Here is an 18,764-nt window from a genome sequence, read left to right as displayed (position 1 = left end):
ATAGCCATTTTTTTGAAAAATTATAGCGATTTCTATCTTTTTTATGATACAGTAAAACACATAGGAGGAAAAAAATATGGTATATATTGCATTAATCATTGGGAAACTTATCGCTTTTGTTGGACAACTTTTAGGGCGTGGCTCTAGCTTGCCGGGGAAAGTTGCGCTCACAATAGCGCCACAACTGCTCAAAAAATTTAAACAACCTGATACCGTCATTTTTATAACAGGGACAAATGGTAAAACAACCGTTACACATTATATTGCTGAAATTTTCGCAGCAGATCATCAACGTGTTATAACAAATGCTGAGGGTGCCAATATGATGCAAGGCATTGCAACGCAAATGATTAAATATTCACCGCTCAATCTTGATCTATCCGCATTTGCCATTATCTTAGAAGTAGATGAAGGAACGCTTCCGCCACTTATGGCACAGATGACCCCGACATTACTTGTCATGAATAATCTATTTGCTGATCAACAAGACCGTTTCGGAAGTGCCGATGATCTGATGATTTATTTGAATCAGATGATTCCTCACCTCAAAAAACCACGTCTATTGCTGAATGCTAACGATCCACGCCTAGTGAAAATCGGCAATGATCATGAAAATAATGCACCACTTTACTACGGAATTGAAGCAGATGATTTTGGACAACCCGCACATGCAGCAAATTGTCCAATCTGCCAAAAACAACTTACCTATTCTGCACATTATTATGAGCATATTGGGATATTCCATTGTCAAAATGACCATTTCCATACCCCAACTGCACATTATTTGGCTACTGCTGTCAATTTAACAACGCGCGCATTTGCAATGGATGGCATAACTTATCCAATTCCACAAGACAATATCTATACCGCATACAATGCTCTAGCAGCTGCAAGTGCTGCACGCTTTTTCAATATTGAACCGCATATCATTCAAAGCGGATTAAAAAAAGACTTCGCTATAAAAGGGCGAATGGACCGTATTATTGTTAATGAACATGAAATTTTTGCAAACCTTGCAAAGAATCCAGCTGGATTCAACCAATCTATCATGGCAATCAAAAAACAAATAAATGAGCCCTTCAATCTACTGCTTGCCATCAATACTCGCCCCGCAGATGGCACAAGTGCTAAGTGGCTGAATGATTGTGAACTTCATTTGCTCAATATAAACTCACTTCAACACGTCTATATCACAGGGGAAGCTCATGAAGAGCTAAAAGCATCACTACTAGCACAAGGTTTTAAGCACCAAAAAATAACAACATTAAGTGCTGATGCTGCACTGGAGGCTCTTACACATGCAGATGAGGCTGCTTATCTTATCGCAAATTATACTGCGCTTTACGAACTTTATGCATTATTAGAAAAATAATAATACCCGGCCCAAAAGAATGTTGCACCATTCTTCTCGGTCGGGTATTTTTTAATATGCGAGGGGACCGCAATAAGCTAGCATGCCCCCTTCAACATTCACTGCCATATATCCTTCTTTTTTTAGTTGCGCCACCGCTAATTTTGAGCGCCCACCTGAACGACATACGACATAATATGTTTCTAATTTGTTATTAGGAAATTTTCCTACATTCATTGCAGTAAGCGGCCAATGAATGGCCCCAGGAATATGACCTGCTGCGAATTCTTCTTGCGAACACACATCTAAAATGTTCAAATTAGGGTGATTGCCACTTGCCAGATACTTCGTCAACTCTCTCATATGCACAGGCATTCCTCCAACTCTTTCTTATAACAAAAAGACTTACTGTCATGGCACATCCCCTCATGGGCTGCAATGCTGACCAGTAAGTCCTTTGCTTTTTATTCTTCTTCGGATAAACCATATTTTTTGTTGAAACGGTCGATACGCCCATCGGCTTGTGCAAATTTTTGTTTGCCAGTATAGAATGGGTGTGAATCGGAAGAAATTTCTACACGAATAAGTGGATAGGTATTTCCATCGCTCCATTCTACCGTTTCATTACTAGTTTTGGTAGATCCTGATAAAAATTCATAACCGGTTGAAGTATCACGAAAAACAACTTTGTGATATTCTGGATGAATTCCTTGTTTCATTTATCTTCACTCCTTGCGCCATGAAGTATCATTCTTCATAGTTTTTGTTTCAACATGACCTAAAATTTATCGGAAGATTCCGACGTACTTTATCTTATCACGGGTGAGGTCATATTGCAACGACTTTTTATAGGGGAATTGAGCGAATTAAAGTCGATGCATGATCCTTTACACAGGGGTTAAGTTGCTCTTCACACTTTATCAATATTTAATCGCATACTTTTTGTACTTCTTTATATAGATGCAAATCATTTACTATATTTCTTTTTAATGAAAGCAAATCGATGCATTCTATAGCATCCCCATGTAGTGCTTCTACGGTATTATTCCAACTTATTCTATCTTGTCCTAATCCATGTAATTAAAAGCATTCACATGATATTCTTACACTTCTGCCTCCAATATGCACTTGCCAAGAGGATGTAGGACTCTGTCTTTTAAGGTTCTGCCTCTCCAAAAGATAAATGTTTTTTAAGCGATAAATCTACAATCCTCAGCACATGTTATAAAAATATTAGTATAACATATTTAAAAGTCTACTTTTTATTTATTATCACCTTTTTGGCACACAAAAAAGCCACACCTTTTAAAAGGTGTGGCTCAAATAATTTAAATGAAATCTCTCATTTATTTCTTTGATTTATTTTTTAGCAGCTTTTCGTTTTTTGTTATCTACTGCTGCAAAGAGTCCAAGTCCACCTAATAAGCTCATCACGCCTGCAAGGAGTGATGGACTATCTTCACCTGATTTAGGAAGTAAGGAAGCTTCTGTAACTTTAAGTTTTTTGTTTTCTTCTTTGCCTTCTTTATTAGTTTCTTCTTTAGGTGTTGTTGGTTTTGGTTCTTCTGGTTTAACTGGTGTAATTGTTGCTTCTTCTACACCTTGCAATGCGATCGCATTGTTCAACCAGCGATAGAACGATTGGGTATGGAATTTGTTAACTGGTGTACCTGCATAGATAAAGAGTGGTACATCGTTATAAGTTCCAACGATACCCATTGCTTTGCCACGTGCTGCATCATGTCCTGGCCACCAACCCGAAACATAGAAATCATCCGAATCTTTGACTCTGATGAGCACTTTGAAGCCTTCTGGTACATCATCAATCCAAGTTGCTTCATTTGTGTAGATATAATCATCTGTTAGATAACCACTTGAAAGTAGACTCTCTTTATCAACATCGACACGTAGCAATCCTTCATGTGAGAAGTAACGGTCAGTAGTGCTTGCTTTTAGACCGTCAATAATTTGTGACAATTCAACGGCAGCACTTCCGCCAAGAACGATTGTTGGTTTAACTCCAAGATATTTTTTATCGAAATTCGAGCTATCCATAACAACAACATCGGCTTGTTCAATATCTTTAACTACTTGATAGCCGAGTTCTTTTAGCACTGTTTCGGATTGTGATGGATAGACAATACGTGCATAGTTCGGTGCTGAATCTGGTGCAAACACTTTTAATGGACGTAAGGTCTGACCGTCAACGTTACCATCAACAGATGATGCGGCAATTGAATATTTATTTTTTAATGTTTGATAGGTGTCATTGTCAATATAGAAACCATCTTTGCCTGCATAAACTTTTTTACCAGCGTTAATTGCTTCATTGATTGCAAGAATCGTATCTTTTGAGTTGTTTTTGATGAAGTAGAAGTTTGTTTCTTTTTCTGGTGCATGAACAGGTGCACTTGTATGGGTCACTTCACCTAAAAGTCCTGCAAATGGATCAGCTTTTCCTGCTTCAATTAAAACACGATAGGAGTCAAAGCCACGCATAATTGGGAAGTTCGTTACTAATTCAGCATACATACCGCCATAGACAGATTCATCAAATCCCATCGATAATACATGGTTAGCAAATCCGCGTTTGGCTTGTGCCATATTGATAACGAGATCGCCTTTTTTGTATCCGCCAACATCTTCTTTTAGTTCACTAACTTTTACACCGTTGCGACGGAAATATTCGATCATGTCATATGCGCCTTTGATATTGCGTTGATCTTGTGATAATGGAATGACATAGTAGTCAGGGAAGAAGTTCTCTGGGCGAGCGCCATTTCCATCATTATCGACTAACCATTCATTGACCGTTGGTGCATCAATTTTATTGACACCGCGGCTGAAGATGGTAAGTTTTGCTTTTAAGAGCGCATCCAGATTGAGATAAACATGGCTCAATCCAGCAGTAATTCCTGTCATGCCTGCTCTATAGGTACGTTCATTCATTTCGTTAATTTCAACAGTATGACCGAAGATTCCTTGATAGACAGCATAGACACCTGTATATCCTGAGAATGCATCGTCCCAACCATCTTGACGGTCAAGTAGAGGAATAATATATTGATAGCCGCCATTATGAAGTTGTGCACGACCAATTGCATGAGCTTGTTCAATCGCAAATGGATAGATCAAGTCCGCTTCAAAGTTACGGTCATGAGGTTTCGTACATGGTTCAATAAGCATTGGGTCGCTTCCCATATTTCCATGAATGTCAAAGAAAGATACAGGATCCCATTTGTTGATTAAAGCTACCATATTTTTCGTTTCAGGTAATACTTGATAACCGTGGTCGCGGTTTAAGTCAAGTCCTGTTGACGGATGTTCGCGTTTCATATCGCGATGTCCATCTGGGTTTTCTAAGAAACTAAAGAGTAAAATCAAACGATCAAGTAAATCAGAAACGTTATAGGTCACTTCTACTTCGTGTCCCTCAGCATCAGTGGTTGTGTAACGAATGACGTCAGATTTCGCAAATTTTTCAAATAAGCCGACGATAATTTCTGGTGCTGGTTTTTCATCCGCATGTGTGTTGTGAACCATCACAGCGATTGGCTCATTAAACTGACCTTTTTTAAGGAGTTCGAGCAATTCATCTGGATTTTGGAGCATTTTCGGATGAGTTACGTTGAGATAATGATCAATAACTGCTTCATTTTTCGCGATGATTCCCACGAGCTGATCTTGGCCTTCGACCGTTTTACCGTAAGATTCAACTTTTACGATACGATCAGTTTTTTGTTTTGCATCTTCTGCCACTTGATTGATTTTTTTGTAGAGATCATCGTGGCTGAGATAATGTTCAAATGGGAACATATGAATCGTTTTGCTGATGACTTGGCCATTTTTAGTGTTTTTGATTTCTAATGGATACTCGCCGATGTATTCTCTAAATGTACGACGTAAGTTGCCCCCAGCTGCATAACGGTCTTCCAAATCTTGTGTCCCAAATAACCAACCAAAGTCAAGTTTTGCACGTAGCACACCATTTTGAATGGTTGGAGCTTGAGCAAAGTTAATGAGTCTGCCAGCATCGAATTTGCCTGTATCTTTGTTCCAGATTTGAGCTTCTTCGAGCGGTTTGCCTTGATACATCCAAGCAAAATCGTCAACTTGTGCATCATCACCAACATAGGCCTCAATAACGACACGGCCACCTTCTGTCATATAGATGGTTTGTTTCGAAAGAGAGACATTGTCAGGAACATGAGCTGGCAGTTGTGCAGCGGGTTGTGCTGCTTCGGTAGTTTCTGCTGCTGGTTGGACGGTTTCAGTCTGTGCTTCTGCTTGTGGTGTTTCTTCGGCAGGTGCTTCAGTTGGTGTCTGTGCTGCTTCGTGAGCTGGTTCGACTTGAGCCGTTTCATCAACGACAGGTGTAGTGACTTCTTCTTGAGCCGATACGGCATCTGCATTCGTCATAATTAACAATGCCGCCATCGCTAAAGATAAGCTATAATTTTTGTTGTAGCGAACAGTTTTCTTTTGCATTATATTCCTCCTTAATTATTGAAAACTACAACTTCCTACATGAACACCTTTTCTCTTCGTTTCTTCTGGAAAACCCCCTCCTTTATTGAAACATTTAAACGCTTTCATTTTTTGGCAAAAAAAGAAACGCGCTTGCTTTACAAAAGTACTATACGCTAAATTTGTTCTATTTTCAATGATTTATATATTTTTTTACATGACCTTTGCAAATGAAAATCACCGCTTAACTTCGGAACTAATGCCTAAGTTAAGCGGTGAATATTGCTTTAATTTTTGATTTGATTGATGAATTCTTGATTATCTTTTGTTTGGCGTAAACTGCGAACGAAATTCTCTGTAAATTCAAGTGCATCTTGGGGCATCGCGCGCCGAATTTTAAAGATGGCATCGCGTTCTTGCTCAGAAAGTAACAATTCATCTTTACGCGTTCCCGATTTCAAAATATCAATTGCTGGGAATATACGGCGTTCCGCCAACTGACGCGAGAGATGCAACTCCATATTTCCTGTCCCTTTAAATTCTTCATAGATAACATCATCCATACGACTGCCCGTATCAACAAGTGCAGTGGATATAATAGTCAAGCTACCGCCTTCTTCTACATTTCGTGCTGAACCAAAAAAGCGCTTCGGTCCATATAGCGCCGATGGGTCAAGCCCGCCTGACAATGTGCGTCCACTTGGCTGTTCAACCAAGTTATAGGCTCTTGCCAGCCGCGTAATAGAGTCCATCAAAATGACAACATCCCGCCGATCTTCCACGAGACGGCGTGCACGTTCCAAGACCAATTCCGCAATGCGAATATGATTTTGTGGTTGCTGATCAAATGTCGAGTGAACGACTTCTGCCTGAGTGCTTCGTTCAATATCTGTCACTTCTTCTGGACGTTCATCAATAAGTAACATGATAAGTTCAGCATCTGGATAACTTTGAGAGATACCATTAGCAATTTCTTTTAAGATCGTTGTCTTCCCTGCTTTTGGAGGGGCAACAATTAGACCACGCTGTCCGAAGCCAATCGGCGCCATTAAATCGATGATACGTGGTGCAATTCGTGTACGCGATGTTTCTAATTTAATTTTTTGGTTAGGATATAGTGCAGTTAGCGCTGGAAAATGTACGCGGTTACGCGCTTCTTCCGGATTCTTATCGTTGACACGCTTCACATTCAAGAGACCATAGAAACGCTCCCCTTCACGTGCAGGTCGTGCCGTTCCTGCCACTTCATCCCCTTCACGCAAACCAAAACGCGTCATTTGTGAAGCGGAAATATAAACGTCTTCATTACTATGTGAATAATTGATCGGACGCAAAAAACCAAAATCTTGATTGGGCAATTTGTCCAAGATTCCACTCACTTGAAAATAGCCTTGTTTTTCTTCTTGTGCCCGAATAACGGCAAAAGAAAGTTCTTTTTTATTCATCTGGCTATAGTATGGAATTTTTAGCGCTTTCGCCATTTCATAGATTTCTTTTAATGTTTTTTCTTGTAATTTATCATATGTTAAAAATTTGTCTTTTTTCACTGACTATTCCTCATCTTCTTCGAGGTAGACCATTTCAATGTCTGCACCAAGCGCGGTTAATTTTTCGACAATATGCGAGTAACCTCGCAAAATATTTTCTACACCATAAATTTCAGTTGTTCCTTCTGCCATAAGTGCCGCATTGACTAGGCAAGCACCCGCACGTAGGTCAGTTGCTCTTACTTGGGCCCCTTGCAACTGGCGACCCCCATTAATCAAGATGAGGTCCCCTTCCACTCGAATATCGGCATTCATACGCTGCAATTCTGGAATATGATTGATGCGTTTAGGATAGATCGTATCATTAATGGTGGACTGTGATTGTGCTGTCAACAGAAGTGGTGTTATAGGTTGCTGTAAGTCGGTCGAAAATCCAGGATAAGGGACTGCTTTAATTGTTACTCCTTTGAGTGGCGCAGTCGGCTGGAAAATGCGAATGCTGTCTTCACCGATTTCCATTGGGATTCCCATTTCCTTAAATTTAGCAATCAAGCTTTCGATATGCTCGACAATAACATTTTTTACAAGGATATCTTTGCCATTTGCAGCAGCAATAGAAAGATAGGTGCCCGCTTCAATACGATCGGGAATAACGGTATGATTCGTGCCATGTAATGTATCTACACCATCAATGCGAATAGTATTGGTTCCTGCACCACGAATTTTTGCTCCCATATTATTCAATAAGGTCGCAACGTCAATGATTTCTGGCTCACGTGCAACGTTTTCAAGTATCGTGCGGCCTTTTGCTTTAACTGCACCAAGCATGACATTAATCGTTGCACCGACTGACACTACATCAAAATAGACAGTCGTGCCCACAAGGCCCTCTTGTGGGGTCTTAATATGCATTGCTCCTTGCACATTAGCAATCTCAGCACCTAATGCCTCGAATCCTTTAATATGTTGTTCAATTGGGCGCGGTCCTAGGTCACAACCCCCCGGAAGCCCAACGACACCTTCGCCAAATTTAGACAACAATGCCCCCATAAAATAATAGCTTGCACGCAAACTATTGATTTTTCCATGGGGCATCGGAACAGACTCCATTTCTGTCGGATCAATGATCAGTCGACTATTTTCAAAATATGTTTTAACATTCATTTCATTTAAAATTTCAATTAAGCTATCGACATCGCGAATTGCAGGGACACCGTCTAGCACAACAGGCTCTGATGCTAAAATTGCTGCCGGAATTAAGGCAACGGTACTATTCTTGGCACCTTCAACAGTGACTTCTCCTGATAATTTATGATTCCCGCGAATCACTAATTTTTTGGTCATGTTTATTCCTCACTTTATTTTAGAATCGAATGTCTCCATTCAAACCCTTTAAAATTAAGGATCATTCCTATTATAGCAGAATATTACACCAAAATGAAAAATATCGACTAAATAAAAAAACACAGCCCGCAGACTGTGTCTTACTATTTTAATTAAACCAAATGCCAATCTCGCGTTCAGCAGACTCTAAAGAGTCAGAGGCATGAACCGTATTCTCAGAAAGGCTCACAGCATATAGTGCACGAATAGTGTTAACACCAGCCTCTTCAGGATTGGTAGCACCATTTAAAGCGCGAACACGTGCCACGGCATCTTCGCCTTGAAGGACCAAGATAACAATTGGACCGCTTGTTAAATAATCGACCAATTCTTGGAAGAATGGTTTTTCAACATGTTCAGCATAGTGTGCTTTAACTGTATCAACATCCGCATGAATCATTTTCATGTCGGCAATTTCCAAGCCATTACGTTCATATTCATGCAAGATTTGACCGATTAGATGGCGCTTTACACCATCTGGTTTGATAATAACAAAAGTTTTTTCCATTGATAGTCTCCTTTATTTTGATAAATCGTGCGTCTTTAATTTATCAAGCTTTACTTATTTTTGCAACTTTTTCATCGGGCGTGGGATTAAAACGAACCCGATCGAACGCTTACCAGTATAATTGGCTACCGCCGATCCTAGCACGCCAATTTCATATTCATTTTTATAATCAATATTATCATTTAAATATTCAATGATTGCGTTAACTTCTCTCAATGCATCAGCATGAGCGATACAAATCTGAAGCTGGTCGCCATATTTTTTGACTGCTTTATTTGCAAGTTTCGTCCACCGTTTTGTGACAATTTTATCGGAACGTGCTTTTTCATAAAGCACAATTTCGCCAGTCTCGTCAAAACGAAGCACTGGGCGAACTTTAAGCACTCCTGCAATTTTTTCAAGCGTTGGACTAATGCGCCCACCTTTGACCAAATTTGTTAAATTTTCGACTTTTAAATAAGTTTGTGCTTCTTCCACCATCCATTGAATATTTTCATAAATTTCTTCACCGCTATAGCCTTCTTCTACTTCCAGAAGAATTTCTTTTACCAATTCTACAATGACGACAGATGCTGATTTCGAATCAATGCAATAACCTGCAATACGATCTTTTACAGATTCTAAAATAACACAAGCTGTCGCATATGTACCACTAATGCCACTAGAAAGATGGACACAAAAAATCTGTTCATATCCTTTTTCAATAATGGCATCCACCAACTCAATATATTCGCCTAATATCGGTTGTGAGGTGGTCGGCAATTGTGCTGACGTTTCCAACTTATCAAAAAAAGCACGTAACATTTGAATATCGGCGGTATCAGGATACATGGTGCCATCCGCAAAAGTTAATGTAATATCGAGAGTGTAGACGTCAGGGTGATTTTTTAATTTTTCGGGTAAATAGGATGCCGTATCTACAACAATTGCAGTTTTCATAGCATCTCTCCTTTATTTTTATTTTCTTCATTCAATATGAATCTTTCGACTAATTTGAAATCTCCAGGATAATCAACGTGAGCTTTGCCAATAATCTGGCTCTGATCAATTCCTTTGCCTGCAAGAATAATCACATCCGAAGGCGCTGCCTCCTCCAGTAATGTCTGAACAGCTTGTGCGCGATCTTCAATAAAATCATAATCGCTCAGAGGCGTTCCTAACATTTCTAAGTGGGCCAGAATTTCATTTGCAATAGCACGGGGAGATTCTGTTCCAGGATCATCTGCCGTGAAACATACTGAAATATCGCGCCCGCTTAATGCTTCTGCAAAGCCGATACGGCGAGACTTGCCTTTATCCCCCGTTGCCCCCAGTAGCAAATGCACTTGGCGATCTTGATGTTGTTCACTAACATAATCAAGCAAGCGGCGCAAACTATCATAATTGTGCGCATAATCAATATAGACAGGTACGCCATTTGGAAGATGATATTCCATCATGCGTCCAGGTACAACAACATCTACCAATGCCTCTTTAATTAATGCATCATCAATATGTAATTGCTGTGCAACAATAATCGCCGCTGCTGCATTTTCCATATTGAAATCTCCAGGCAATGGGCAATGAAATGTTTGGTGCATATGTGTAGATTTATTATAAAGTGTAAAAGTATCTTTTTTATTAGCAAGTAGCTCAACTACATAATCACTTGTTGAAAGTGTACCATAAATTGACACATCCGCTCCAAAAGCGTGCGCTTCTTCGATCAATAGCTGCTGATGTGGCAAATCATCATGGAGCAATATGTGGCGTGCATGATGGAGGAGTTGACGTTTGCAATAAAAATAGTCTTCCATCGAAGGATGTTCAAGCGGTCCAATATGGTCAGGTGTAAAATTCAAAAATAATCCACGATCAAAAAAAAGTCCATACACTCGATCTAATTTATATGCTTGTGAACTCACTTCCATCACCATATATTTTATGCCATTGGCGACTGCTTGTGCCAACATACGATACAAATCCACTGATTCTGGAGTTGTTAGCTGCGATGCGTTACGTGTCTTACCATCTAGAGTATAATCAATCGTTGACAAATAACCAACCTCTTGAGGAAAAGCCGCTTGCAAGATATGATGAAGAAAATAATTCACTGTCGTCTTACCTTTTGTTCCCGTAATACCGATCATATATAATTTCTCATCGGGGCAATTATAAAACTTACGAGCAACCGATGCCATGGCGCGACGTTCATCCGACACAATAAAGCCTACCGCTTGTGCCGCTGGATAGTCGACTTCCGAAATATAATATTGTGCACCATTTTCAATCGCCTGATGGAGATACTCTTCTTTAAAAGCTGCACCCTTACAAATAAAAATAGATGGTCCATCCAAACGTCCTGAATGATAATCCAACTGATCAAATGTTTGTGCAAGTATCGCTTGATCTGTTAAGGAAAATGTCCATCCAGCTGGGGAAACCACTTCACGCAATAAATTCTCTTCTTGTAAGATATGCTGAATTTCTGCAACGGTTATGCCACCCATAGGTTCTATTCCTCCTTATACTATTTTCGCTATTATATCATGAATATATATCATCATTGAAATTTATCTTTAGACATTTAGTTTCATTGCACTCAAAATAAGTCGCTTTCCTGCTTTGAAATAAAAAAACCACTTTTTGCATGGCAAAGAGTGGTTTTGATAGTTGTCTTTAACGTTTTGAGAATTGTGGGCGTTTACGCGCTTTTTTAAGACCTGGTTTCATACGTTCTTTCATACGTTGATCACGTGTGAGTAAACCAGCAGCTTTAAGAGGTGCTCTAAAATCAGGTTCTACTTGCAAGAGTGCGCGAGCAATTCCATGTCGAGCAGCTCCAGCTTGTCCTGTAAAGCCTCCACCTTGCACTTTAACACGAATATCATAAGCGCCTTCTGTATCTGTTACAACAAGCGGTTCTTTAACGATTGTTTGTAAGTAATCATAAGTTAAATAATCAGCGATATCTTTTCCGTTAATCGTAATTTTCCCATTGCCCGGTGTTAAAATAACACGTGCAGAAGAGGATTTACGACGACCGGTTCCAAAATATTGTACTTGTGCCATCCTGTGGATTCCCTCCTTAAATTAAAGTATTAATATCAAGCACTTCTGGCTGTTGTGCAGCATGTTTATGTTCAGGACCAGCATAGACAAAGAGTTTTTTGCCCATTTGACGTCCTAGTGTGTTTTTAGGAAGCATTCCTTTTACTGCGAATTGAATTAATCGCTCAGGATGTCTTTCACGCAATTCTGCTGCACTCCAACTTCTCAATCCACCTGGGTGGTCTGAGTGGTGATGATACATTTTATCTGTTTCTTTATTTCCTGTTAAGATTGCTTTTTCAGCATTCACAACAATCACATAATCTCCTGTGTCAACATGAGGAGTGAATGTTGGTTTATGTTTTCCACGTAAAATTGCGGCAACAACTGCACAAAGACGTCCAACTGGAACATCAGCTGCATCTACAACATACCATTTACGTTCGATATTACTTTCATTTGCCATAAAAGTACGCATTCGATTTACCTCCATAAATTCTAGATTCATTTTTTAAAATTCAATTTGTTATGATGCCATCTCACCCATTGATGGGGCTTATTCACAATAAGTTTCCGGGGCTTATCGTGTGGCATAAAGCCAACAATAATGATACCGCACTTCCAGTAGCATTGTCAATCATTTTTATGATATTTATTGCGCTATTGCTTTTTAGCATGACCTATTATGAAGGGGACATCTTTTGTTAGATGATGTATTATTTATTCAATCTCACACGAATTGATGCAAATTATTTCACTTCAATTAGCACAACAAAAAACGCTTAGCAATGCTAAGCGTTTTAATGATTGTCTTTTATTAATCTTTTTTACCAATAAGTGCTGCATAAAGCAGTAACAAAATGATTGCACCTAAAATAGATGGTACAATCGCAAAACCAGCTACAACAGGTCCGAACGAACCGAAGAGATAGTTTCCAATGGATGAGCCAACAAATCCTGCAATCACATTCCCAATTGTTCCACCTGGGACATTGCGATGGGATAATTTCCCTGCGACAGCACCAATAATGCCACCAACAATAAGGCTCCAAACAAATCCTATCATGATATCATCTCCTTTACTTATTCATTATAGCATATTTCAATGTGCTGCTCTAATAGTTTCTCCCGCTCTAAAATATCTTTCGTCATAATAAACTTCTTCTAAATATAAGCCACGTGCTGGAGCAGTGGGCGCTTTTTTACCTGTATATTTTGTAGAAAAAATCTCATCAATCCATGCCACATCTTCTCGCCCATCGCCGATCCGTATTAAGACACCCATCATCATTCGCACCATATGATATAAAAATCCATCCCCAACAAAGATAAATGTATAATGATACATTTTTTCGTCATAATCTACGGTGGCATGATAAATGGTGCGCACTTTATTTTCTTTTGGTGATTTTGCAGATGAGAAGCCAGTAAAATCATGTGTGCCTTCTAACTTCTGCATCGCTTTTTTTAAGTGATCAATATCAAGAGGATAAGGATGATGATACATATAATCACGTGTAAAAGGGTCATTAAAGCTAGGCGACTTCACACGATATATATATTTCTTCGCTTTAGCATCATAACGCGCATGGAATGACTCTTCTACTTGTTGAACATAACAGATTTGTATATCAGCAGGTAGCACGACATTTAACGCTTTTTTTATTGTGGCAGCTGGCAGTGCACGTTCAAGTGGCCATGTAAAATGAAAGACCTGACCATGAGCATGGACACCTGCATCCGTTCGCCCGCTTGGATGAATACGAATAAATTGACCACGAGCAATTTGCTGCAAACTTTTTTCAATTTCTTCTTGGACGGTGCGCCCTTTCGGTTGAACTTGGAAACCTTGAAAAGCTGTTCCATCATAAGCGACCGTTACTTTATATTTTTGCATAATCTCTCATCCTTTTAAGATAACCACAAAACTGCCCCCGTCAAACCAATAAAGGCTAGCAATACATATAAATCATTGCGCCCATATGAAATTTCACGATATTTCGTCCGTCCCTGACCATCCTTATATCCACGTGCCGTCATCGCAGTGGCCAATTCCTCTGCTCGATCAATCGCATTAATGAAAAGAGGAATTAAAAGTGGTACGATTGCTTTCATTTGGTCTTTTAATTTTCCTTCGCCAAAAGTTGCACCGCGCGCCATCTGAGCATCCTTAATTTTATCCGCTTCCTCCATTAATGTCGGAACAAAACGCAAAGCAATGGACAAAATCAGCGCAATCTCATGAACAGGCACTTTAATTTTGGCAAGAGGGCGCATCAGCGATTCTAATCCATCAGCAATCGCAAGAGGCATCGTTGTAAGTGTCAATAATGTCGACATAAAAATAATAAGCAAAAAGCGAATAAAAATAAATGCTGCTTGAATAAGACCTTCCTCTGTTACTTTAATAAAACCGATCTTAAAAAGAATAGTCTGACCTGGTGCAAATAATAACTGTAAACAGGTAGTAAATAAAATAAGAAAAAGCAGCGGCCGAATACCACGCAAAAAATAACGTATTGGTACTGATGAAATCATCATGCCTAATAGAACAAATAAGCTTAATAAAGCATAACTTTGCCAGCTATCCGCAAAGAAAATAATACCGACAAAAGCAAAAGCCCCCAAAAGCTTCGTGCGCGGATCCAAACGGTGAATAAAGGAATCAAGCGGTAAATATTGACCAATGACCAATTTATTATTCATCGGCATCACCTACTTTTTTTCGCTCATAACCCGCAGCAATTTCATCAGCTAATGCTTCCAATGTCAATGGCAATAAAGAAAAGTTCTCTTCAGGAAATCCTTTTTTTATTAATGTTGTCGCAAAATGCGTTGCAGTGGGCAGACCAAGCTGAATCTTTTCTAGCCAATCAACATTCTTAAAAACTTCTTGAGGAGTTCCTGCAAAAGCAATTTGCCCTTTTTCAATTACAATCACATGATTTGCATAATGTGCGACATCATCCATTTGATGAGTTACAAGCACAATCGTTAGATGCTTCTGCTGATAGAGATGATAAAACATTTCCATCATTTCACGGCGCCCTTGTGGATCTAACCCCGCAGTTGGCTCATCCAATACTAGAATTTCTGGCTCCATTGCTAGTACGCCTGCAATCGCTACGCGTCGCATCTGCCCACCCGATAGATCAAAAGGCGAACGCTTCAAAAGCGGAGGCTCTAGTCCGACAAGCGGAAGAATTTCTGCTGCTTTTTTTAAGGCTTCTTCCTCTGAGGCACCAAAATTCTTAGGTCCAAATGCAATATCTTTTTCGACCGTTTCTTCAAACAATTGCGACTCAGGAAATTGAAAAACGATGCCAACTTTTTTACGCAGTGCCTTGCCTATTTTCCCAATTCCTTCCGCAGTGACTGGGAAATCATCAATCCAAACTGTCCCATGTGTCGGTATTTTCAGCCCATTTAAATGCTGAATGAGTGTCGACTTTCCACTGCCTGTATGCCCGACAATGGCTGTGTAACTTTTTGAAGGAATGGTCACATTAATATCTTTCAATACATGATGCTCAAATGGCGAATGTGGCTGATAAATATAATCTACTTTTTCAAAACGTATTCCCATAACCATTCCGCCATCCTTTCTTCATTTTTATAACTTTCAGGTATTGGAACATGACGTGCCTTCAATTCGCGCTTCAATTGCTCCACAAAAGGTAAACTTAACTCATGTCGAAGCAGCGTATCCTCACCTAACGTATAAATCTCTTCCGGTGTCCCAACATGTTGCACTTGTCCAGCATCCATGACAATAATACGATCAGAAAATAGCGTTTCTTCAATATCATGTGTAATCGAGATTACTGTTAAATTCTGTTCTTTTTTAATATGATGCACAATCTCTAATATTTCCTTGCGTCCTCTAGGATCCAGCATACTTGTCGCTTCATCCAAGATGATAATTTGAGGAGCAACTGCAATGATGCCTGCAATAGCGACTCGTTGTTTTTGACCCCCAGAAAGGCGCGCTGGCTCACGGTCTTTGAATTCCCACATTCCAACACGCAAGAGCGCTTTGTGCACACGGCCTTTCATTTCATCTCTTGGAACACCACGATTTTCAAGTCCGAAAGCGACATCATCTTCCACAGTTGCCCCAACAAATTGATTGTCTGGATTTTGAAAGACCATGCCAATTCGATCGCGAATGGCCCAAACATTTTCTTCATTTAATGTCGTACCAGCAACCTGTATGGTGCCTTCATCCGCTTCCAATAACCCGTTAATCAAACGTGCAAGTGTCGACTTACCACTTCCATTTGGCCCAACAATTGAAACCCACTCACCTGAATGAATTTGCAGCTGGATGTTATTTAAGGCGCGCTGTTTTGAACCGCTATAGGAAAAACTAACATCTTGGAGCGTTATCATCTGATTCCTCCTTGTCTGATTGGTATCTTATTTATTCTACCGAATCTAGCGTGGAGTTCAAGAAGTTTCACCATTTTTGCATAAAAAAAACACTCTTCAGACATATAGGCCTCTCTCGGAATAATTCCGAGAGAGACTAGAGCTAGACACTTGATCGGTTCATTGCAGCGATCATCATCTCATAACGCTCTTTTATATATCGAATAGTGATTCTTTTTTACTGTTTTTTTTAATTATGCTTCAGGTGTTTCTTCTTTAACTTCAGCATCTTCATTAGCATCTGTTTCTTCTGTTTGATTTTCTTTAACAAATTCAAGCACTGCCATTGGTGCACCGTCTCCGCGACGTGGTTCCATATTAAGAACGCGAGTGTATCCACCGTTACGGTTTGCATAGCGAGGGCCTAATTCGTTAAATAATTTTTGTAAAATATATTCTACAACGATTTCATCTTCAGTTTCAGAAACTGTTGCCAATTCATTGCGAACAACTTTAGCAGCTTGACGACGTGCATGTAGATCGCCACGTTTTCCTAATGTTATTAATTTATCAGCGAGTCGCGCAGCTTCTTTTGCACGTGTTTTCGTTGTAACGATACGTTCGTTGATAATTAAGTCTGATGCTAAGTCGCGAAGTAATGCTTTACGTTGTGAACTTGTACGGCCTAATTTTCGTTGTGCCATGAGTGTGCCTCCTCCTTTTTAAACTTTAAATGATTATAATTCATCATTCAAACTCAAATTTAATTCACTGAGTTTGCCTTTAATTTCAGCTAATGATTTTTTCCCTAAGTTACGGACTTTCATCATTTCTGATTCAGATTTATTTGTTAATTCTTCAACAGTATTGATTCCCGCACGTTTTAAACAGTTGTAAGAACGCACTGAAAGGTCTAATTCTTCAATGGTCATTTCCAACATTTTTTCTTTTTGGGTTTCTTCTTTTTCGATCATAATCTCTGCTTCGCGCGCTTCATCTGTCAGATTAACAAAAATGTTTAAATACTCTGTTAGAATTTTAGCTGCAAGACTGACACTATCTTCAGGTGATATAGAACCATCTGTCCATACATCTAAAGTCAATTTGTCATACTGACCAAAATCACCGACACGGGTATCTTCTACTAAATAGTTGACTCGCGTAATTGGGGTATAAATAGAATCCATTGGAATTACACCAATTGGCATGTCATCATGCTTATTATCTTCAGCATTGACGTATCCACGTCCTCGGCAAGCTTCCATACGTGCATGGAAATGTCCGCCTTCAGCAACTGTGGCAATATATAAATCTGGATTCATAATTTCAACATCGCCATCAACTAGAATATCTCCTGCTGTTACAATGGCAGGGCCTTTAATATCAATTTCTAACGTTTTTGATTCTTCGGAGTGGATCTTCATTGCAATCTTTTTAAGATTTAAAATGATTGCTGTCACATCTTCAACGACGCCTTTTACTGTAGAAAATTCATGTAATACACCGTCAATTTGAATATTAGCAATCGCAGCACCTGGCAACGATGATAACAAAATACGACGCAATGAGTTACCAAGTGTCGTACCGTAGCCTCGTTCCAGCGGTTCAATGACAAATTTTCCAAAGGTTCCATCGTCACTAATCTCGACAACGTCAATGACTGGTTTTTCTATTTCGATCATTATCCGTTTACCCCTTTCAAACGTTTTTTCGTCTTAATGTTCAAAACAATTCCATCGCATAAATTCACAGATATGTTCAAGATACTGATTAAACACGACGACGTTTTGGAGGACGGCCACCATTGTGTGGAATTGGTGTCACATCACGAATTGCGGTTACATCGAGTCCAGTAGCTTGTAGCGAACGAATAGCTGCTTCACGACCAGAACCAGGTCCTTTTACGTAAACTTCAACAGTTTTCATACCATTTTCCATTCCGCCTTTAGCTGCAGCTTCTGCGGCCATCTGTGCAGCAAATGGAGTTGATTTACGTGAACCTTTGAATCCTAATGATCCTGCACTTGACCATGAAATAGCATTTCCGTCAACATCTGTAATCATTACAATTGTATTATTAAAGGTTGAACGAATATGGGCGATTCCATGTTCAATGTTTTTTCTTACGCGTCTTCTACGACGTGTTCCTTTTTTAACTTTCGCCATG

General features: G+C 39.5%; 19 protein-coding genes. 1 reads left to right on the top strand and 18 read right to left on the bottom strand.

Translation table 11 applies throughout. The features are described from left to right. Window positions 1-76 precede the first annotated feature (76 nt). Window positions 77-1,372: a Mur ligase family protein gene (locus C231_RS0105910; protein ID WP_018659710.1), complete on the top strand. Its 1,296-nt coding sequence runs from the start codon at window positions 77-79 to the stop codon at window positions 1,370-1,372. Between the two features lie 51 nt (window positions 1,373-1,423). On the opposite strand, the gene C231_RS0105905 is transcribed toward C231_RS0105910, so the two are convergent. The 18 genes from C231_RS0105905 to rpsK form a co-directional block, all read right to left on the bottom strand. Beyond that, on the bottom strand, window positions 1,424-1,714 hold the full coding sequence (locus C231_RS0105905; protein WP_245533381.1) for a rhodanese-like domain-containing protein: 291 nt from the start codon (window positions 1,712-1,714) through the stop codon (window positions 1,424-1,426). A 101-nt stretch (window positions 1,715-1,815) separates the two neighbouring features. Beyond that, window positions 1,816-2,070 (bottom strand): type B 50S ribosomal protein L31, encoded by a 255-nt coding sequence (locus C231_RS0105900; protein WP_018659708.1) that lies wholly within the window; start codon window positions 2,068-2,070, stop codon window positions 1,816-1,818. 640 nt (window positions 2,071-2,710) lie between these two features. Further along, entirely contained in the window at window positions 2,711-5,839 is a 3,129-nt protein-coding gene (locus C231_RS07940) for a M14 family zinc carboxypeptidase (protein WP_018659707.1), read from the bottom strand. A 266-nt stretch (window positions 5,840-6,105) separates the two neighbouring features. After that, window positions 6,106-7,365 (bottom strand): transcription termination factor Rho, encoded by a 1,260-nt coding sequence (gene rho, locus C231_RS0105890; RefSeq protein ID WP_018659706.1) that lies wholly within the window; start codon window positions 7,363-7,365, stop codon window positions 6,106-6,108. 3 nt (window positions 7,366-7,368) lie between these two features. Then, window positions 7,369-8,649, bottom strand: a complete 1,281-nt coding sequence (locus C231_RS0105885; protein WP_018659705.1) for a UDP-N-acetylglucosamine 1-carboxyvinyltransferase — start codon at window positions 8,647-8,649, stop codon at window positions 7,369-7,371. 148 nt (window positions 8,650-8,797) lie between these two features. Continuing rightward, a complete protein-coding gene (gene ndk, locus C231_RS0105880) occupies window positions 8,798-9,196 on the bottom strand; it encodes a nucleoside-diphosphate kinase (protein ID WP_018659704.1) in 399 nt (132 codons plus the stop codon). Window positions 9,197-9,250: 54 nt separating this feature from the next. Continuing rightward, window positions 9,251-10,135 carry a DegV family protein gene (locus C231_RS0105875; RefSeq protein ID WP_018659703.1) on the bottom strand — a complete coding sequence of 295 codons (885 nt, stop codon included), beginning with the start codon at window positions 10,133-10,135 and terminating at the stop codon, window positions 9,251-9,253. Continuing rightward, window positions 10,132-11,685, bottom strand: a complete 1,554-nt coding sequence (gene murE / locus C231_RS0105870) for a UDP-N-acetylmuramyl-tripeptide synthetase (RefSeq protein WP_018659702.1) — start codon at window positions 11,683-11,685, stop codon at window positions 10,132-10,134. Before murE ends, C231_RS0105875 begins: the two co-directional genes overlap by 4 nt. Window positions 11,686-11,854: 169 nt before the next feature. After that, window positions 11,855-12,247: a 30S ribosomal protein S9 gene (rpsI, locus tag C231_RS0105865; protein WP_018659701.1), complete on the bottom strand. Its 393-nt coding sequence runs from the start codon at window positions 12,245-12,247 to the stop codon at window positions 11,855-11,857. A 16-nt stretch (window positions 12,248-12,263) separates the two neighbouring features. Next, window positions 12,264-12,704 carry a 50S ribosomal protein L13 gene (rplM, locus tag C231_RS0105860; RefSeq protein ID WP_018659700.1) on the bottom strand — a complete coding sequence of 147 codons (441 nt, stop codon included), beginning with the start codon at window positions 12,702-12,704 and terminating at the stop codon, window positions 12,264-12,266. A 339-nt stretch (window positions 12,705-13,043) separates the two neighbouring features. Then, the gene (locus C231_RS0105855) at window positions 13,044-13,292 is read right to left on the bottom strand and encodes a GlsB/YeaQ/YmgE family stress response membrane protein (RefSeq protein ID WP_018659699.1); all 249 of its coding nucleotides are present in this window, start codon (window positions 13,290-13,292) and stop codon (window positions 13,044-13,046) included. A 36-nt stretch (window positions 13,293-13,328) separates the two neighbouring features. Beyond that, entirely contained in the window at window positions 13,329-14,123 is a 795-nt protein-coding gene (gene truA / locus C231_RS07935; RefSeq protein WP_018659698.1) for a tRNA pseudouridine(38-40) synthase TruA, read from the bottom strand. A gap of 14 nt (window positions 14,124-14,137) precedes the next feature. Beyond that, window positions 14,138-14,932: an energy-coupling factor transporter transmembrane component T family protein gene (locus tag C231_RS0105845; RefSeq protein WP_018659697.1), complete on the bottom strand. Its 795-nt coding sequence runs from the start codon at window positions 14,930-14,932 to the stop codon at window positions 14,138-14,140. Beyond that, window positions 14,925-15,812, bottom strand: coding sequence for an energy-coupling factor ABC transporter ATP-binding protein (locus C231_RS0105840; protein WP_026314376.1), 888 nt, complete (start codon window positions 15,810-15,812; stop codon window positions 14,925-14,927). The genes C231_RS0105845 and C231_RS0105840 overlap by 8 nt, the downstream gene beginning before the upstream one ends. Continuing rightward, window positions 15,788-16,618 carry an energy-coupling factor ABC transporter ATP-binding protein gene (locus C231_RS0105835; RefSeq protein WP_018659695.1) on the bottom strand — a complete coding sequence of 277 codons (831 nt, stop codon included), beginning with the start codon at window positions 16,616-16,618 and terminating at the stop codon, window positions 15,788-15,790. The genes C231_RS0105840 and C231_RS0105835 overlap by 25 nt, the downstream gene beginning before the upstream one ends. Window positions 16,619-16,851: 233 nt before the next feature. Beyond that, on the bottom strand, window positions 16,852-17,301 hold the full coding sequence (gene rplQ, locus C231_RS0105825) for a 50S ribosomal protein L17 (protein WP_018659693.1): 450 nt from the start codon (window positions 17,299-17,301) through the stop codon (window positions 16,852-16,854). Between the two features lie 33 nt (window positions 17,302-17,334). Next, window positions 17,335-18,279 carry a DNA-directed RNA polymerase subunit alpha gene (locus tag C231_RS0105820; protein ID WP_018659692.1) on the bottom strand — a complete coding sequence of 315 codons (945 nt, stop codon included), beginning with the start codon at window positions 18,277-18,279 and terminating at the stop codon, window positions 17,335-17,337. Between the two features lie 88 nt (window positions 18,280-18,367). Beyond that, entirely contained in the window at window positions 18,368-18,763 is a 396-nt protein-coding gene (gene rpsK, locus C231_RS0105815) for a 30S ribosomal protein S11 (protein WP_018659691.1), read from the bottom strand. Window position 18,764 lies beyond the last annotated feature (1 nt).

Source organism: Allofustis seminis DSM 15817, assembly GCF_000374325.1.
Classification (GTDB): Bacteria; Bacillota; Bacilli; order Lactobacillales; family Carnobacteriaceae_A; genus Allofustis; species Allofustis seminis.
Note: the sequence above shows the minus strand (reverse complement) of the source record. Positions and strands in the feature narration are given on the sequence as shown.

Bases quoted from the DNA above. Each gene is read 5' to 3' on its own strand.
- C231_RS0105820 (WP_018659692.1), bottom strand. From the start codon at position 18,279: ATGATCGAAATAGAAAAACCAGTCATTGACGTTGTCGAGATTAGTGAC.
- ndk (WP_018659704.1), bottom strand. From the start codon at position 9,196: ATGGAAAAAACTTTTGTTATTATCAAACCAGATGGTGTAAAGCGCCAT.
- C231_RS0105845 (WP_018659697.1), bottom strand. From the start codon at position 14,932: ATGAATAATAAATTGGTCATTGGTCAATATTTACCGCTTGATTCCTTT.
- rpsK (WP_018659691.1), bottom strand. From the start codon at position 18,763: ATGGCGAAAGTTAAAAAAGGAACACGTCGTAGAAGACGCGTAAGAAAA.
- truA (WP_018659698.1), bottom strand. From the start codon at position 14,123: ATGCAAAAATATAAAGTAACGGTCGCTTATGATGGAACAGCTTTTCAA.
- C231_RS0105835 (WP_018659695.1), bottom strand. From the start codon at position 16,618: ATGATAACGCTCCAAGATGTTAGTTTTTCCTATAGCGGTTCAAAACAG.
- C231_RS0105840 (WP_026314376.1), bottom strand. From the start codon at position 15,812: ATGGGAATACGTTTTGAAAAAGTAGATTATATTTATCAGCCACATTCG.
- C231_RS0105875 (WP_018659703.1), bottom strand. From the start codon at position 10,135: ATGAAAACTGCAATTGTTGTAGATACGGCATCCTATTTACCCGAAAAA.
- C231_RS07940 (WP_018659707.1), bottom strand. From the start codon at position 5,839: ATGCAAAAGAAAACTGTTCGCTACAACAAAAATTATAGCTTATCTTTA.
- C231_RS0105900 (WP_018659708.1), bottom strand. From the start codon at position 2,070: ATGAAACAAGGAATTCATCCAGAATATCACAAAGTTGTTTTTCGTGAT.
- rplQ (WP_018659693.1), bottom strand. From the start codon at position 17,301: ATGGCACAACGAAAATTAGGCCGTACAAGTTCACAACGTAAAGCATTA.
- C231_RS0105855 (WP_018659699.1), bottom strand. From the start codon at position 13,292: ATGATAGGATTTGTTTGGAGCCTTATTGTTGGTGGCATTATTGGTGCT.
- C231_RS0105910 (WP_018659710.1), top strand. From the start codon at position 77: ATGGTATATATTGCATTAATCATTGGGAAACTTATCGCTTTTGTTGGA.
- rpsI (WP_018659701.1), bottom strand. From the start codon at position 12,247: ATGGCACAAGTACAATATTTTGGAACCGGTCGTCGTAAATCCTCTTCT.
- C231_RS0105905 (WP_245533381.1), bottom strand. From the start codon at position 1,714: ATGAGAGAGTTGACGAAGTATCTGGCAAGTGGCAATCACCCTAATTTG.
- C231_RS0105885 (WP_018659705.1), bottom strand. From the start codon at position 8,649: ATGACCAAAAAATTAGTGATTCGCGGGAATCATAAATTATCAGGAGAA.
- rplM (WP_018659700.1), bottom strand. From the start codon at position 12,704: ATGCGTACTTTTATGGCAAATGAAAGTAATATCGAACGTAAATGGTAT.
- murE (WP_018659702.1), bottom strand. From the start codon at position 11,685: ATGGGTGGCATAACCGTTGCAGAAATTCAGCATATCTTACAAGAAGAG.